Here is a 15,571-nt window from a genome sequence, read left to right as displayed (position 1 = left end):
AAGGTGCGAGCCACAGCGCATGCTCTGCTCCCTCCCCCGCTCGCGGGGGAGGGCTGGGGAGAGGGTGTCTCCGCAAGCAAGAACCCTCAAGAGGAGAAAGCCCTCACCCGACGCTGCGCGTCGACCTCTCCCGCAGGCGGGAGAGGTGAAACCATCAAGCCAGCTTGACCGTCTCGGCCTTCACGTCCTTGCCGAGCGCCTCGAACACCTTGGCGACGATGCCCTTGGCGTCGAGGCCGGCGCGGCCGTACATCGCCGCCGGGGTGTCGTGGTCCTGGAACACGTCGGGCAGCACCATCGAGCGGAACTTGACCATGCCGGTGTCGAGCACGCCCTGATCGGTCAGGAACTGCGCGACATGCGAGCCGAAGCCGCCGACCGAGCCTTCCTCGATCGTGATCAGGATCTCATGATCACGCGCGAGCTTGAGCACCAGCTCGGTATCCAGCGGCTTCATGAAGCGCGCATCGGCGATCGTGGTCGACAGGCCGTGGGCGGCGAGCTCGTCTGCGGCCTTCTCGCATTCGGCGAGGCGCGTGCCGAAGGAGAGCAGGGCGATCTTGCTGCCCTGACGGATCATGCGGCCCTTGCCGATCTCGAGCGGAATCCCGACTTCGGGCATCTCGACGCCGCGGCCTTCGCCGCGCGGATAGCGCAGCGAGCTCGGACGGTCGTCGATCGCGACCTGGGTCGCCACCATGTGCACGAGCTCGGCCTCATCCGCCGCCGCCATGATCACCATGTTCGGCAGGCAACCGAGATAGGCGTTGTCGAACGAGCCGGCATGAGTCGCACCGTCGGCGCCGACGAGGCCGGCGCGGTCGATGGCGAACCGGACGGGCAGGTTCTGGATCGCGACGTCGTGCACGATCTGGTCGTAGCCGCGCTGCAGGAAGGTCGAGTAGATCGCGCAGAACGGCTTGTAGCCTTCGGAAGCAAGACCTGCGGCGAAGGTCACCGCGTGCTGCTCGGCGATGCCGACGTCGAAGGTGCGGTCGGGGAAGGCCTTGTTGAAGATGTCGACGCCGGTACCCGACGGCATCGCCGCGGTGATGGCGACGATCTTGTCGTCCTTCTGCGCTTCCTTGACGAGGCTCTGGCCGAACACGTTCTGATAGGCCGGCGCATTCGGCTTGGCCTTGGCCTGGGTGCCGGTCGCGACGTCGAACTTGACGACGGCGTGGTACTTGTCCGCGGAAGCTTCCGCCGGGCCGTAGCCCTTGCCCTTCTGCGTCACGACGTGGACCAGGATCGGGCCGGTCTCCATGTCGCGGACGTTCTTCAGCACAGGCAGAAGATGGTCGAGGTTATGGCCGTCGATCGGGCCGACATAGTAGAAGCCGAGCTCCTCGAACAGCGTGCCGCCATCCATCATGAAGCCGCGGGAATATTCCTCGACGCGATTGGCGCGGTTGGCGAGGATCTTGGGCAGGCGCTTGTTGATCTGCTTGGCCGCATCGCGCAGCGTGCGATAGGTCTTGCCCGAATAGAGGCGCGACAGATAGGCGCTCATGGCGCCGACCGGCGGCGCGATCGACATGTCGTTGTCGTTGAGGATGACGATCAGGCGCGAGTTCATCGCACCCGCATTGTTCATGGCCTCATAAGCCATGCCGGCCGACATCGCGCCGTCACCGATCACGGCGATAACGTTGTTCTTGCCGCCGGAGAGGTCGCGCGCCACCGCCATGCCGAGGCCGGCGGAGATCGAGGTCGAGGAATGCGCCGCACCGAACGGATCGTAGTCGCTCTCGCTGCGTTTGGTGAAGCCGGACAGGCCGCCGCCAGTGCGCAGCGTGCGGATGCGGTCGCGCCGGCCGGTGAGGATCTTGTGCGGATAGGCCTGGTGGCCGACGTCCCAGATCAGCCGGTCGCGCGGCGTATCGAAGACATAGTGGATCGCGGTGGTGAGCTCGACCACGCCGAGGCCCGCGCCGAAGTGACCGCCGGTCACCGAGACGGCGTCGATGGTCTCCTGTCGCAGCTCGTCGGCCACCTGCCGCACCTGCTCGACCTTGAGCTTGCGCAGGTCTTCCGGCGTCCGGATGGTGTCGAGAAGCGGCGTCTTGCTGTATGCGTTCACGGCGATTTCCAATTTGTCAGCGCCGGAAGGTCATTCCGGTGCGCGATGGGTTTGCACAATATCGGCGCAGCGCGAGTCCTCAAACCGTCGGAGCCACCTGCACGGGGCAAGGCCCCGTCTTCAAGCTTAGGTAAGCTTAAGTGCGCTCCGGTTCAGTCTCTGTGATCCCTGTCACTTAGATCGGCTTCGTCCGTCCCAAGCCAATTTCATTAGCAGTTTGAAGCGCTTGTCGTCGGTAATCGGTGCCCACGCAAGGCTTGCAAAAAGCCACACTCCGCGCAGCTTTACACCAAAGCTTGGGCCAAAGCCAACCCGCCGGACCGATTGGGGGTATGCAGGTGCAACTGGCGGGCCAGAGTGGTTAACCGTGGCCCGGGATAAGGGGTTCCGGCCTTGCTCGGTTCCTTGGCAGGCTTTTTTGCCTGAATCGAAGCTTTTTGGGCCTCAGCGGCCGATTCTGGAACCTGGGACGGCATCGATTCGCCGGCACGGAACCGCGATATCTCCCGGGAACGGCGCCGTGCGATCCTGAAAACGATGCGCCGGCGACGTCCCCGTGAAAACGTCTGCGGGGCCCTGCACCGTCAGGAGACTGAACGGGAAAGTCTCGGCTTCACTATTACTGGACGTCGAGCGGCGCGGTGCCCGTGGCTTGGCCGCTGGCATCGGTGGTGATCTTGTCGACGCGTGCCTCGGCCTGGCGCAGCAATTCCTCGCAGCGCCGCTTCAGGGCCTCGCCGCGCTCGTAGATCGTCACGGATTCCTCGAGCGGCACCTTGCCGTCTTCGAGCCGCTTCACGATCGTTTCGAGTTCCTCGATCGCGCGCTCGAAGGTGAGCCTGGAGACGTCGATTTGAGTATTTTCGGCCATATCCGTTTCCGATTGCCCGATTCGATTCACCCTGGAGAAACCAGAGTTTTGCGGGCGTAATGTGGCGGGTGCGTCAAGCGCCCATCAGGGCGCCGACATGCGCCGTAACAGATTCTTTCAGTCCTTGCAGGTCATAGCCGCCCTCGAGCACCGAAACAATGCGGCCTCCGGCGGTCTTGTCGGCGAGATCCATCAGCTGGCGCGTCACCCAGGCATAATCCTCCGCGCGCAGGTTCAGCGAGGCCAGCGGATCGCGATAATGCGCGTCGAAGCCGGCGGAGATGATCAGGAGCTCGGGGCTGAATTTTTCGAGCTGCGGCAGGATCAAATTCTCGAACGCGGAGCGGAATTCGGGACCGCCGTCTTCTGAAGCCAGCGGCGCATTGACGATGGTGTCGTGATCGCCGCGCTCGCTCTTCGCGCCGGTGCCTGGGAACAGCGGCATCTGGTGCGTCGAGCAGTACATCACGGTCGGGTCCGACCAGAAGATGTCCTGCGTGCCGTTGCCGTGATGCACGTCGAAATCGACGATGGCTGCGCGCTTGATGCCGTACTTGCGCTGCGCGTGGCGTGCGGCGATCGCGACATTGTCGAAGAAGCAGAAGCCCATCGGCTTGCCGATCTCGGCGTGATGGCCGGGCGGGCGCACCGCGACGAAGGCGTTGCGGTGCTCGCCCGCCATCACCGCTTCGGTCGCCGCAACCGCGCCGCCGACGCCGCGCATCACCGCTTCCCACGTGCCCGGCGACATCGAGGTGTCGCCGTCGATATAGACCTGCCCACTGGTCGGCGCGATGTGGCGTAGCTCAGTGACGTAATGCTCGTTGTGGCAGAGCGTGACGAGATCAAGATCGCCCTCCGGCGCCTGCTCGCGCGCCAGGAACTGGAAGCGCTCATGCGACAAAGCTTCTTCCACCGCGCGCAGACGATCCGGCCTCTCAGGGTGTCCCGGCGGCGTGACATGGTCGAGGCAGGCCTTATGGGAAAGGAGAAGCGTGCTCATCAGGTCGGCCTCATGGGATGCGGGCTTTTGACGTCGTTGGCGCATCCGGCGCCAAAACGCAATGCAAAAGCCAATCTAAGCGCTTGGCCGGGAATGGCAAAGGGTCGTCCCGATCCGGCCCGTTTGATCCGGATCAATTCACGCGCAGGATGCGGGTGGGCGGCAGCGGACCGATCGGTCCGTGCGCCCGGAAGAACGCGAACAGCGCGTCCGCGTCGTAGCCGCCATATTGCGGCGCCGAGCCCTGTTTGGCGACGCTAAACCCGTCTCCGCCGACGGCGAGGTAATCGTTGAGCGTGACGCGGTAGCCGCTTCCAGGTTCGATCAGCCTGCCGTTGAGCGTCATCTTCTCCAGGCTGACGCGCTCGCCGAATGGCTTTGATGCATCCCAGGTATAGCTGAACCCGTTCGACACCTGGAGAATCCGCGGCCGCTTCGGGTCCAGCCATTGCTGCTCGAGCATATCCTTGAGCTGGCTGCCCGTCAGCGTCATGGTGACGAGGCGGTTGCGGAACGGTTGGCTGGCGAAGACATCGCCGAACGTGATCGCGCCGTTCTCCTTCGGAACGATGTCGGTGCGGATGCCGCCGGGATTGGTGAGCGCGATGACAGCGCTGCCATCTTTCGCATCGCGGGTTGCGAGCAATTGCGCGTCGGCAATGACATCGCCAAGCGCGCTTTCGCCGGCCTCGTTCGGCACGCGCGACAGCGTCTGCGTCACCGAACCGGCCGGCCGGTTGGCGATCGGCGCCGACAGCTTGTCGTAGGCCTCGATCAGCGCGGACTGCTCGGAATCCTTCGCCAGCGAAGCATTGGCGACGATGACATTCTCGGCCTTGGCGCTGACAATATCGCGCGTTGCCGGATCGAGCTTGAGGTCGATCGCGGTGACCAGCGTGCCGTATTTGTCGCCGCTGGTGACGAGCCGTCCATCGATATCGCAGACATAAGCGCGGTGGGTGTGGCCGCTGACGACGACATCGACGGCACGATCGAATTTCTTGACGATGTCGACGATCGGCCCCGTGATGGCAGGGCATTCATTGTAGTCGCCGGCGGGCTCGCCGCCCTGGTGGATCAGCACCACGATCGCCTCGACACCGCGCGACTTCAGCTGCGGCACGAGCGCGTTCACCGTCTCGGCCTCGTCGCGGAATTCGAGGCCGGCAATGCCTGCGGGCGAGACGATGCCGGCGGTCTCCTTCAAGGTCAGCCCAATGAAGGCGACCGGGACGCCGTCGAATTCCCGGATCTCGTAGGGCGGCAGCACGCTCTTGCCGGTCGCGGTCTCCACGGTGGAGGCCGCGAGATAACGGAATTTGGCGCCCGCAAAGGGATGCGGTCCCTGGCAGCCGTCGACGGGATGGCAGCCACCGTTCTGCATGCGCAGAAGCTCGGACTTGCCCTCGTCGAATTCGTGATTGCCGACCGAGCTGATCGCAAGGCCCATCATCGAGAGCGACTCGATCGAGGGCTCGTCGTGGAACATCGCCGACAGAAACGGGCTCGCGCCGGTCAGGTCGCCGGCGGCGACGAAGATGGTGTTCTTGTGCCCTTCGCGCAGTTGCTTCACCAGCGTCGCCATGTACTCGGCGCCGCCGGCCGCCACCATCACCTTCTTGGATTTGTCTTCAGGGTCATTGATGCGGATGCCGCCCGGCGGCGGCCGCAGATTGCCGTGAAAATCGTTGATCGCGAGGATGCGCAGCTCGACGGGGGCGGCGGTCTGGGCAGAGGCGGGAAGGGCGCAGGTCAGCGCGAGAAGGGTCAGGCCGATGAGATATCGCATGGAATAAGACTAGACCTTCAGCGCAAAGATTTCACGAATCCTCTTGTTGAAGCACCGCGCGTTTGCCGCACGCTCGGTGCCGCGGCGATGGCGGTGGTGCAGCGTACTGAGGAGGGGCCTCCCGTCACGGCGCGGTAGCGCGCTGCCTACAGCAGCACCGCATCCGCCGCCGCGACCGACTCCGCGCTCTCCGTCACGGTGCGCTCGAGCGCGCCGGCCTGCACCGCGATGTTCTCGGCGAAAAAGCGCGCCAGCGAGACGTAGCGTTGCGCATCGCCAAGGCCTTCGGCCTTGGCGGCGAGCGCCTCGGAGGCGAGGAGGCAGCCGCCGAGCGTGGCGCCGAACTGCTGCAAATAGGGCGTCGCACCTGCAAGCGCCTCGTTCGGTGCGGACGCAACGCGCTCCAGCAGCCATTTGCTGGTGCGTGTCAACGCCTCCAGCGCCTCGCGCAGCTTAGTGCCCGTGGTGCCGAAGGCGGGATCGTTGGAGGCCTCGACCTGCTTGACGGTTGCCGAGAGCTCGTCAATCAGCGCCCACACCGACGCGCCGCCATTGGCCGCGAGCTTGCGCGTGACGAGATCGATCGCCTGGATGCCGTTGGTGCCCTCGTAGATCGCGGTGATGCGGGCATCGCGGTAGTGCTGGGCCGCGCCGGTCTCCTCGATGAAGCCCATGCCGCCATGCACCTGCACGCCGAGATAGGCGACCTCGTTGCCGATATCGGTGGAATAGGCCTTGGCCATCGGCGTCAGCAGCGCCGCGCGTGCGGCCGCTTCAGTGCGCACCTTCGCGTCCTTGGCGCGGGTGGAGACGTCGATCGCGACGGCGGTCGCATAGCAGATGGTGCGCGCGGCCGCGGTCTGCGCCCGCATCCGCATCAGCATGCGCTTGACGTCGGGATGCACGAAGATCGCATCCGAGCCGTCACCCGTCTTGCCGACTGCGCGCCCCTGCTTGCGCTCCTGGGCGTAGGACAGCGCCTGCTGATATGCGCGGTCGGCAACGCCGACGCCCTCCAGGCCGACGCCAAGACGGGCCTGGTTCATCATCGTAAACATGCAGCGCATGCCCTGATTCTCTTCGCCGATCAAAAAGCCGATCGCGCCGCCATGATCGCCCATGGTCATGGTGCAGGTCGGTGAAGCATGCATGCCGAGCTTGTGCTCGACGCCGGAGGCATAGATGTCGTTGCGCTGTCCCAGCGAGCCGTCCGCATTGACCATGAACTTGGGAACGAGGAACAGCGAGATGCCCTTGGTGCCGGCGGGCGCATCGGGCAGACGCGCCAGCACGAAATGCACGATGTTGTCGGTCATGTCGTGCTCACCATAGGTGATGAAGATCTTCGTCCCCTTGATGCGATAGGTGCCGTCGGCCTGCTTTTCGGCGCGGGTGCGCAGCGCGCCGACGTCGGAGCCGGCCTGCGGCTCGGTCAGCTGCATCGTGCCTGTCCATTCGCCGGAGACGAGCTTTTCGAGATAGATCTTCTTCAGCTCGTCGCTGCCATGCGCCTCCAGCGCCTCGATCGCCGAGGCCGTCAGCAGCGGGCAGAGGCCGAAGGCGACATTGGCGGCGCTCCAGATCTCCGTGCAGGCGGCGTTGATCGCGAGCGGCAGGCCCTGGCCGCCGAAATCTTCGGGGCCGGACACCGCGTTCCAGCCGCCCTCGGTCCAGCGCCTGTAGGCGTCGGGCCAGCCCGGCGCGGTCGTGACCTTGCCGCCCTCGAGCTTGATGCCGTGCTCGTCGCCGACCTTGTTGAGCGGCGCCAGGACATCTGAAGCGAACTTGCCGGCTTCCTCCAGCACGGCGGCCGCGAGGTCGGCGTCGAAATCGCCATAGTGGCCGGCCTCCACGGCGGCCTTGAGGCCCGCGCCATGGTTGAGCGACAGCAGCATGTCAGAAATCGGTGCGCGGTAGGTCATGGCTCACTCCCGAGGACAAATATTGGCGCCGTATTCCCATGAAACGGGGGCAGTCTCAACTGCCGGGACGTCGGGCTGGCCGGGCCGGAACGGGGCGGCCATTGGAGCCTAGAATAGAGTGTGGGCCGCCAGCCGATCGCGCCAAGGGTATGCCAAGGGTATGCCAAGGGTATTTTGCCCCTCCAGGCGGTTGAAATGCCGCGCCGCTCCCTATAGACCGGCTGCGACCAAAGGGAATCTGCGGTAATCCGTGTCTCCGCCATTCCCGGTCGCCAGTTGGGGCGTAGCCAAGCGGTAAGGCAGCGGATTTTGATTCCGCCATTCGGAGGTTCGATCCCTCCCGCCCCAGCCAGCCCTCAAGCTGCTGCGTTCGTCAGGTAAGCAGCTCTGTTCCTGCCAATTTTCCCGACCGCGTTTGGAAATCAATGTCCTGATGCGCGAGATGTTAGAGCCAGCAAACACCTAATTGGGTGAGTGCTTTTCTCGACCTTGGGCTCGGTTCATGGACGCGCGCTCCGGCTGCCACGGCCAGCGGCCTTCGATTTCGAGTGTCAGTGTCCAGCTCAGGAAGGTGCGGACCACGACCAATCCGGCCAGCAGGCCGAGACTCACGAAGGTCAGCTCGATCGCAATCGTTTTCACGATATCAGCGGCAACCAGCACCTCGAGGCCAAGCAACAGCGATCGTCCGATACTGATCTTGTTGGTGTCATAGCGGGACGGGACGTTTCGCCCAAGAATGTATCGGGCCGACCAGATGATCCCCGCGACGATGATGAAGACTCCGAAAATTTCGATCCCGACGCCGACGAGGTGAATCCATTGGCTGGCCGCGGTCTCGAAGGAGGGCGCATGATCGGCGGCGGAATTCATGATCCAGTGTCTTCGTTGCGCGCACGGCGCGCCGTCGCGAGGAGCGTTGCGTCCGCCCATGAACCCTCATTGATCCGCGCGTGCGCCACGCACCCTTGATCAAGATCAACAAACCGCTGGCAATCGCGAAGATGCTGCGTCCACGGAGCCCAACGCGGCGGAATTCGTGCATTGTTAAGGAAGTGGCATGCAGCTTTGGCTCATACCCACGCTCTACGCGATTGCGAGTGTCGCCGCCGGCTTTGTGGTGCCGCGCCTGGAATCCACGTTTCTGGCTGTCGGTCTCAATCTGTCGACGTCCTCGGCCCAGGCTTACCTGTCCGCGGTTGCCTCGGGCATGATGGCGCTGACGGGCATCGTGTTCTCGATCGCTTTCCATTTCGGCCGCGGCCTGGCGTACGAAATGGTCAACATCTATCTCGTCAAGACCGCTTCCGTGTTCATGATGACGACGTCGACGATCGCCCTCTACACGGGGCTCACGCCGCGTTGGCTGGCCTATGGCGGGTATGCAGTCGCCGCCGTCCTTCTCATCGGAAGCTACTATATCGACCGGAGCCTCGTCGTCTTTCCGTTCTGGGTGCTCCTGGTGAGCATCAACATCTGGCTGAAGAAGCACGAAGGCGAGGTGCGCCCGTGAGGTCGCTACGCCAGCTTTTCTCGGGGGACGAGTTGATCCGGCTCGTCATCCGCCTCGGATCGCTGGCTCTGTTGATCACCTGGACGCTTGTTCTGTTACGCCCGTTCGGAACGATCCTCGCATGGGCCATGGTGCTGGCCGTCGCATTCAACCCCGTCTTCGTCAGGTTGGCGAAGATCCTGGGCGGCCGGCCGAAGCTTGCAGCCGGGCTTCTCACTGTCGTCAATCTTGCAATCCTCATCGGGCCGGCGGCGTGGCTCGGCATCGGCGCGGTCGAAGGAATCCAGGATTTTGCCGGGCAGTTGATTGCCGGCGAGTTCAAGATCCCGTCTCCGCCAGAGGCGGTCAAGAGCTGGCCGCTGGTCGGATCGGCGCTCTACGAATTCTGGGACCAGGCGTCGTCGAACATCCGCTCGGTGCTGCGCCAGGTGACCCCTTATCTGAAGCCGCTGGCCGGAACGCTCCTCGGGTTTGCGGGCGATGCCGGCATTGGCGCGATCAAGTTTCTGCTGTCGGTCGCAGTGGCTGGATTCATGCTGCCGTACGGACCGCTGCTTGTGGCCGCTGGACGGCGATTCCTGTCGCGGATCGTCCCCGAGCAAAGCGAACACTTCCTGGATCTGGCGGGCGCGACCATCCGCGCGGTGGCCCAAGGCGTGATAGGTATCGCGGTCATCCAGGCTCTGCTGGCCGGTATCGGCTTCAAGCTGGCAGGCATCCCGATCGCCGGTCTTCTGGCATTCATCGTGCTGCTGCTCACAATCGTGCAGGTCGGTGCCGCGATCGTCATGCTGCCCGTGATCATCTGGATCTGGACTGCCAAGGACGTCACCACGGCAGTTCCGCTGACGCTGTTTCTGGTCGTTGTCGGTCTGCTCGACAATGTCTTGAAACCGCTGCTGATGGGCCGAGGACTCACCACCCCGACGCTGGTGATCCTGGTCGGTGTAATCGGCGGGACCTTCGCGCATGGGATTATCGGCCTGTTCATCGGACCGATAGTCTTGTCGGTGGCTTGGGAGCTGACGGTGGCTTGGATTGCTACCGACCGTTCCGGCGCGGCCCGCAATGCGTCCGACCGTTGACCTAAGTCAACGTATCTCCTCGCCACGGGCTCTCTATGAAGGGCGGATAAGAGAGGTCGGAACATGTCGATGGAAACTCCAAGTCTCCCGGGTGGTCCCATGTCCGGGCTCGTCGCCTCGGCGGTCGAATATCTGGTCGATGCCGGGCAGCGCAGTGTGCTGTTCCTGGACATCATGCGCCGGCGCGGGGACCAGTATCGCGAGCACGTCGCGCAGACGGCTCCGCACGTCCTGCAATATGCCGCCGAACTGATCATCGACGGCCGCAAGCTTGACGAACCGGTCAATTACGCGCTGGTCCGCATCATTCCGCCGAAGGGCATCGAGATTGATCTGGAGCGGCGGCCATTCATCGTGGTCGATCCGCGCGCCGGACACGGTCCGGGCATCGGCGGCTTCAAGGCCGACAGCGAGATAGGCGTCGCGATGAAGGCGGGTCATCCCTGCTATTTCATTGGCTTCCTGCCGGAGCCGATGCCGGGGCAAACGATCGAGCGCATCGCCCGCGCCGAAGCGCTGTTCATCGAGAAGGTCACCAGCCTGCATCCCAAGGCCGATGGCAAGCCCTGCGTGATCGGCAATTGCCAGGCCGGCTGGGCCGTGATGATCCTGGCGTCGTTGCGGCCGGAACTGTTCGGGCCACTGATCATTGCCGGTGCGCCGCTTGCCTATTGGGCCGGCGTGCACGGCAAATATCCGATGCGTTACTCGGGCGGACTTCTGGGCGGAAGCTGGCTGACGGCGCTCGCCTGCGATCTCGGCGCGGGCAAGTTCGACGGCGCCTGGCTGGTGCAGAATTTCGAGAACCAGAATCCGTCCAACACGCTCTGGACCAAGCAGTACAACGTCTATTCGAAGGTGGACACCGAGGCGGACCGTTACCTCGAGTTCGAACGCTGGTGGGGCGGTCACGTCAATCTGAACGCGGAGGAAATCCAGTTCATCGTCGATGAACTCTTCATCGGCAACAATCTGGCCGCGGGCAAGATCGAGATGTCCGACGGCAGGAAGGTGGACCTGCGCAATATCCGCTCGCCGATCGTGGTATTCTGTTCTGAGGGGGACAACATCACCCCGCCTCAGCAGGCGCTGGACTGGATCCTCGATTGTTACGCCGATGTCGATGAAATCAGGGCTTACGGGCAGACGATCGTCTATACGGTCCACCAGAGTGTCGGCCATCTCGGCATCTTCGTGTCCGGCGGCATCGCCAAGAAGGAACACGCCGAGTTTTCGAGCAACATCGATCTGATCGACGTGTTGCCGCCCGGCCTCTATGAGGCCACTTTCGAAGCCAAGGGCGAAGAGACCACGAGCTCGGATATGGTCGTCGGCCAATGGGTCATGCGCTGCGAGGCGCGGACCCTCGACGATATCCGCGCCATGGGTGCCAATTCGCCCGAGGACGAACGGCGTTTCGCCGCCGCAAAGCGCGTCTCCGAGATCAATCTCGCGGCTTACCGGAAGTTCGTCCAGCCCTGGATCAAGAACGTCGTGAGCCCGCAAGTGGCGGAAACGATGCGCAACCTGCATCCATTGCGGCTGCAGTATGAGGCCTTCAGCAGCCAGAACCCGCTGATGGCCACTGTCAGGTCGGCCGCAGAGGAGATCGAGGACAAGCGCAAGCCGGTGTCGAAGGACAATCCGTTCCTGGCATTTCAGGAGCAGATGTCCAAGCAGATCGTTCACGCGCTCGATAGCTGGCGCGACGCAACCGAGGCGCTGAGCGAGACGGTCTTTCTCAATCTGTACGGATCGCCGGCCGTGCAGGCAGCGCTGGGGATCGATCCAAAATCGGAGCCGTCGCGTCGTCGGGAAATGTCCGCCGAGCACCGGGCGATGCTCGAGAAGCGGATTGCCGAACTGAGATCAAGGATCGGCGAGGGTGGTCCTCGTGAGGCGGCCATTCGAAGCCTGCTCTACATCGGCTCGGCACGCGGAATGGTCGACGAGCGCAGCATCGAGGCGCTCCGCCGCGCGCGACGGGACTACAGTGGGCCTCGCCTGTCGCTCTCCGAGTTCAAGATGCTGGTCCGAGAGCAGTTCTTCATGCTGCTCCTGGATAAGGAGGGAGCCCTCGCAGCCATCCCGAAAATGCTGCCTGACGACATCAATCAGCGCCGGGCTCTGTTCGAGTCGATGCGGGACGTGCTCTCCGCCAGCGGCGAGCTTGTCGGTGAGCCCGCAAGGCGCCTTCAGCGTATTGCGGCGCTTCTTGGCGTTGAGGCGGGAGAGGGGAGCGAGAGCAACGTTGCCCCTTTCGACCAGGCGAAGGCATCGTAACGGCCGTTCAGAGGATCGGGAGCAGCATCATGGCAGCCGAAACCGGGCAATCGCAATCCTCCAGCAAGTATGATCGGCTGATCGCGGCAGCCAAGGCCGTCCCTCCGGTCCCAACCGTCGTGGTGCATCCCTGCGACGAGACTTCGCTGCGTGGGGCCGTCGACAGCGCACAAGCCGGGATCATCCGGCCGATCCTGGTCGGGCCCGAAGGCAAGGTCAAAGATACGGCCAGAAAGTTCAGTCTCGATATTTCTGGGTTCGAGGTCGTCGATGCCGCGCATAGCGAGGACGCTGCCGCCAAAGGGGTCGAGCTGATCCATGCTGCCAAAGGCGAGATGCTGATGAAGGGCAGCCTGCACACTGACGAGCTGATGCGGGCCGTCACCGCGAAGGCCGGAGGTCTGCGCACCGATCGCCGGATCAGCCACGTGTTCGTCATGGACGTGCCGGCCTATGCGGAGACGTTGTTCGTGACGGACGCCGCCATCAACATCTTTCCCGACCTCGACGCCAAGCGCGACATCATCCAGAATGCGATCGATCTCTACACCCAGGCTGGGTTCGGCAAGGCGCCGCGAGTCGCCGTCCTGTCAGCGGTCGAGACCGTCACCTCCAAGATTCCATCGACCATCGAGGCGGCTGCGCTCTGCAAAATGGCTGATCGCGGTCAGATCACCGGCGGCGTGCTCGACGGGCCGCTGGCGTTCGACAATGCGATCGACCCTGAGGCGGCGCGCATCAAGAGCATCAAGTCCGAGGTCGCAGGCCGGGCGCAGATCCTCGTCGTTCCCGATCTCGAGGCCGGCAACATGCTGGCGAAGAACCTCGCCTACTTCGCCAAGGCCGATGGCGCCGGCATCGTGCTCGGCGCGCGGGTGCCGGTCGTCCTGACCTCGCGGGCCGATACGCCGCGTGCGCGAATGGCCTCGTGCGCGGTGGCATCGCTTTACGCCAACGCGCGTCGCCAGCATGCTCCAACGATAGCCGCGTGATCCCCATGGATACGATCCTCGTCGTCAACGCCGGCTCTTCGAGTGTCAAGTTCCAGATCTTCTCGGTCGAGGGTGAGGGCCGTCTGCGGCGACAGATCAAGGGCCAGATGGATGGCATCGGCAGCCGTCCGCGGCTGAAGGCAAGCGGCGCGGCGGACGATCCCATTGCCGACCGCGCCTATCCGATCGAGGCAGTGCCGGACGTTTCAACTGCAATGGGCGTCGCCGGCGAGTGGCTGCGCGAGGAGCTTCGCATTCACCCGATTGCGGTCGGACATCGGGTGGTGCATGGGGGCCCGGACTACGACAAGCCGGTCTTGATCGACCATGGCGTGGTGGCCCGGCTGGAGCGCTTCATCAATCTTGCACCGCTGCACCAGCCGCACAATTTGTCGCCAATCCGCTCGATCTTGACGAATTTCCCAACGCTGCCGCAGGTCGCCTGCTTCGACACCGCGTTTCACCGCACGCACGGTGCCCTGGCGGACTATTACGCGATCCCGCATCAGCTTCATGCGGAGGGCGTGCGACGCTACGGCTTTCACGGCCTGTCCTATGAGTACATCGCCAGAACCCTGCCGAGCGTTGCGGTTGAAATCGCAAAGCGTCGAGTGATCGTTGCTCACCTCGGCAGCGGCGCCTCGATGTGCGCGATGAAGGACGGGCGCAGCGTCGAGAGCACGATGGGTTTCACCGCCCTGGACGGTCTGCCGATGGGAACGCGGCCGGGCCAGCTTGATCCCGGCGTCGTGCTCTACCTCATGGCCGAGAAGGGCATATCGGCCGCGGGCGTGCAGGATTTCCTGTATCGCGAATGCGGGTTGAAAGGCCTCTCCGGTGTCAGCAACGACATGCGCGAGCTGGAAAAAAGCGAGGATCCCAAAGCAAAGCTCGCGATCGACTATTTCGCCTATCGGATCGGCCTCAACGCCGGGATGCTGGCGGCCGCTCTGCAAGGTGTCGATGCCTTCGTCTTCACGGCCGGGATCGGCGAGAATTCCGCAACCATTCGTGCCCGCGTGGTCGAGCAGCTCGCTTGGCTCGGAGCCGCGCTCGATCCCATCCAAAACTCACGCCACGCGCGGCTGATCTCGCAGCCCGGCAGCCTCATTCCAGTCTACGTGGTGCCGACCGATGAAGAGCTGATGATTGCGCAGCATACGCTGTCGCTGCTGATGAACACACCATCGAGCAACCCCAGACAAGAGAGGGTGTCATGATTCCCGTGTATCCGGAGACCAAGGTTGCCCTGAAGGGCAAGAAGGGGCTCGTCGTCGGTATCGCCAACGATCAGTCCATCGCCTGGGGCTGCGCCAGGGCGTTTCGCGCGCTCGGGGCCGAGCTAGCGGTAACCTATCTGAATGACCGTGCAAAGAAGCACGTGGAGCCGCTCGCGCAGGCGCTCGAAGCGCCGATCTTCATGCCGCTCGATGTCATGGTCGAAGGCCAAACCGAGCAGGTCTTTGAACGGATCGCGAATGAGTGGGGGCAGCTCGATTTTCTGCTGCACTCGATCGCCTTCTCGCCCAAGGAAGCGCTGCACGGCCGTGTCGTCGACGTCGGCCGCGAGGGCTTCCTCAAGACCATGGAGGTCTCCTGCTGGTCCTTCCTGCGGATGGCGCATCTGGCTGAGCCGCTGATGAAGAACGGCGGGACGATGTTCACCATGACTTATTACGGCAGCCAGATGGTGGTCGAAAACTACAACATCATGGGTGTGGCGAAGGCGGCGCTGGAATCGGCGGTTCGTTATGCGGCGGCCGAGCTGGGACCGAAGGGCATCCGGGTTCATGCGATCTCGCCGGGACCGTTGGCCACCCGTGCGGCCTCGGGCATTCCCGAGTTCGACGAGTTGATGGACAAGGCGCAATCCAAAGCGCCGGCGCGCAGCCTGGTGAGCATCGACGATGTCGGCAACGCCACCGCGTTCCTGGCGCTCGACGGCGCCAAGCTCATGACCGGTGGAGTGCTCTACATCGATGGCGGATATCACATCATAGATTGAGCGGGGCCGGCTATCGACGCCCTTA

At 63.7% G+C, this 15,571-nt stretch carries 12 protein-coding genes and 1 tRNA gene; 7 read left to right on the top strand and 6 right to left on the bottom strand.

Annotated features, from left to right (window positions below; genetic code table 11):
* Positions 1-154: 154 nt before the first annotated feature.
* The 5 genes from dxs to ACVIIV_RS33935 form a co-directional block, all read right to left on the bottom strand.
* Complete coding sequence (gene dxs / locus ACVIIV_RS33955) at positions 155-2,083, bottom strand: 1-deoxy-D-xylulose-5-phosphate synthase (RefSeq protein ID WP_456748076.1); 1,929 nt, start codon at positions 2,081-2,083, stop codon at positions 155-157.
* A 619-nt stretch (positions 2,084-2,702) separates the two neighbouring features.
* A complete protein-coding gene (locus ACVIIV_RS33950) occupies positions 2,703-2,954 on the bottom strand; it encodes an exodeoxyribonuclease VII small subunit (protein ID WP_027516568.1) in 252 nt (83 codons plus the stop codon).
* Between the two features lie 73 nt (positions 2,955-3,027).
* Positions 3,028-3,957, bottom strand: a complete 930-nt coding sequence (locus ACVIIV_RS33945; RefSeq protein WP_456748075.1) for a histone deacetylase family protein — start codon at positions 3,955-3,957, stop codon at positions 3,028-3,030.
* 133 nt (positions 3,958-4,090) lie between these two features.
* Positions 4,091-5,746, bottom strand: coding sequence for a bifunctional metallophosphatase/5'-nucleotidase (locus ACVIIV_RS33940; RefSeq protein ID WP_456748074.1), 1,656 nt, complete (start codon positions 5,744-5,746; stop codon positions 4,091-4,093).
* 146 nt (positions 5,747-5,892) lie between these two features.
* Positions 5,893-7,668: an acyl-CoA dehydrogenase gene (locus tag ACVIIV_RS33935; RefSeq protein ID WP_456748073.1), complete on the bottom strand. Its 1,776-nt coding sequence runs from the start codon at positions 7,666-7,668 to the stop codon at positions 5,893-5,895.
* Between the two features lie 277 nt (positions 7,669-7,945).
* On the opposite strand from ACVIIV_RS33935, the gene ACVIIV_RS33930 reads away from it, so the two are divergent.
* Positions 7,946-8,020, top strand: a tRNA-Gln gene (locus tag ACVIIV_RS33930).
* A gap of 110 nt (positions 8,021-8,130) precedes the next feature.
* Here the strand turns inward: ACVIIV_RS33930 and ACVIIV_RS33925 are convergent.
* A complete protein-coding gene (locus ACVIIV_RS33925; RefSeq protein ID WP_456748072.1) occupies positions 8,131-8,601 on the bottom strand; it encodes a DUF1622 domain-containing protein in 471 nt (156 codons plus the stop codon).
* A 127-nt stretch (positions 8,602-8,728) separates the two neighbouring features.
* On the opposite strand from ACVIIV_RS33925, the gene ACVIIV_RS33920 reads away from it, so the two are divergent.
* The 6 genes from ACVIIV_RS33920 to fabI all read left to right on the top strand — a co-directional run bounded on the left by ACVIIV_RS33920 (position 8,729) and on the right by fabI (position 15,546).
* Positions 8,729-9,181 carry a DUF2254 family protein gene (locus ACVIIV_RS33920; protein WP_456748071.1) on the top strand — a complete coding sequence of 151 codons (453 nt, stop codon included), beginning with the start codon at positions 8,729-8,731 and terminating at the stop codon, positions 9,179-9,181.
* Between the two features lie 32 nt (positions 9,182-9,213).
* Positions 9,214-10,266 carry an AI-2E family transporter gene (locus ACVIIV_RS33915; protein WP_456748070.1) on the top strand — a complete coding sequence of 351 codons (1,053 nt, stop codon included), beginning with the start codon at positions 9,214-9,216 and terminating at the stop codon, positions 10,264-10,266.
* Between the two features lie 63 nt (positions 10,267-10,329).
* Positions 10,330-12,549 (top strand): DUF3141 domain-containing protein, encoded by a 2,220-nt coding sequence (locus ACVIIV_RS33910; protein ID WP_456748069.1) that lies wholly within the window; start codon positions 10,330-10,332, stop codon positions 12,547-12,549.
* Between the two features lie 29 nt (positions 12,550-12,578).
* Entirely contained in the window at positions 12,579-13,541 is a 963-nt protein-coding gene (locus ACVIIV_RS33905) for a phosphate acetyltransferase (RefSeq protein ID WP_456748068.1), read from the top strand.
* Between the two features lie 5 nt (positions 13,542-13,546).
* The gene (locus ACVIIV_RS33900; protein WP_456748896.1) at positions 13,547-14,761 is read left to right on the top strand and encodes an acetate/propionate family kinase; all 1,215 of its coding nucleotides are present in this window, start codon (positions 13,547-13,549) and stop codon (positions 14,759-14,761) included.
* The gene (gene fabI / locus ACVIIV_RS33895) at positions 14,758-15,546 is read left to right on the top strand and encodes an enoyl-ACP reductase FabI (protein ID WP_456748067.1); all 789 of its coding nucleotides are present in this window, start codon (positions 14,758-14,760) and stop codon (positions 15,544-15,546) included. The genes ACVIIV_RS33900 and fabI overlap by 4 nt, the downstream gene beginning before the upstream one ends.
* Positions 15,547-15,571: the final 25 nt, after the last annotated feature.

The organism is Bradyrhizobium sp. USDA 4354, from assembly GCF_054060315.1.
The sequence above is the reverse complement of the archived record's forward strand: the minus strand, read 5'-3'. Positions and strand labels throughout refer to the sequence as shown.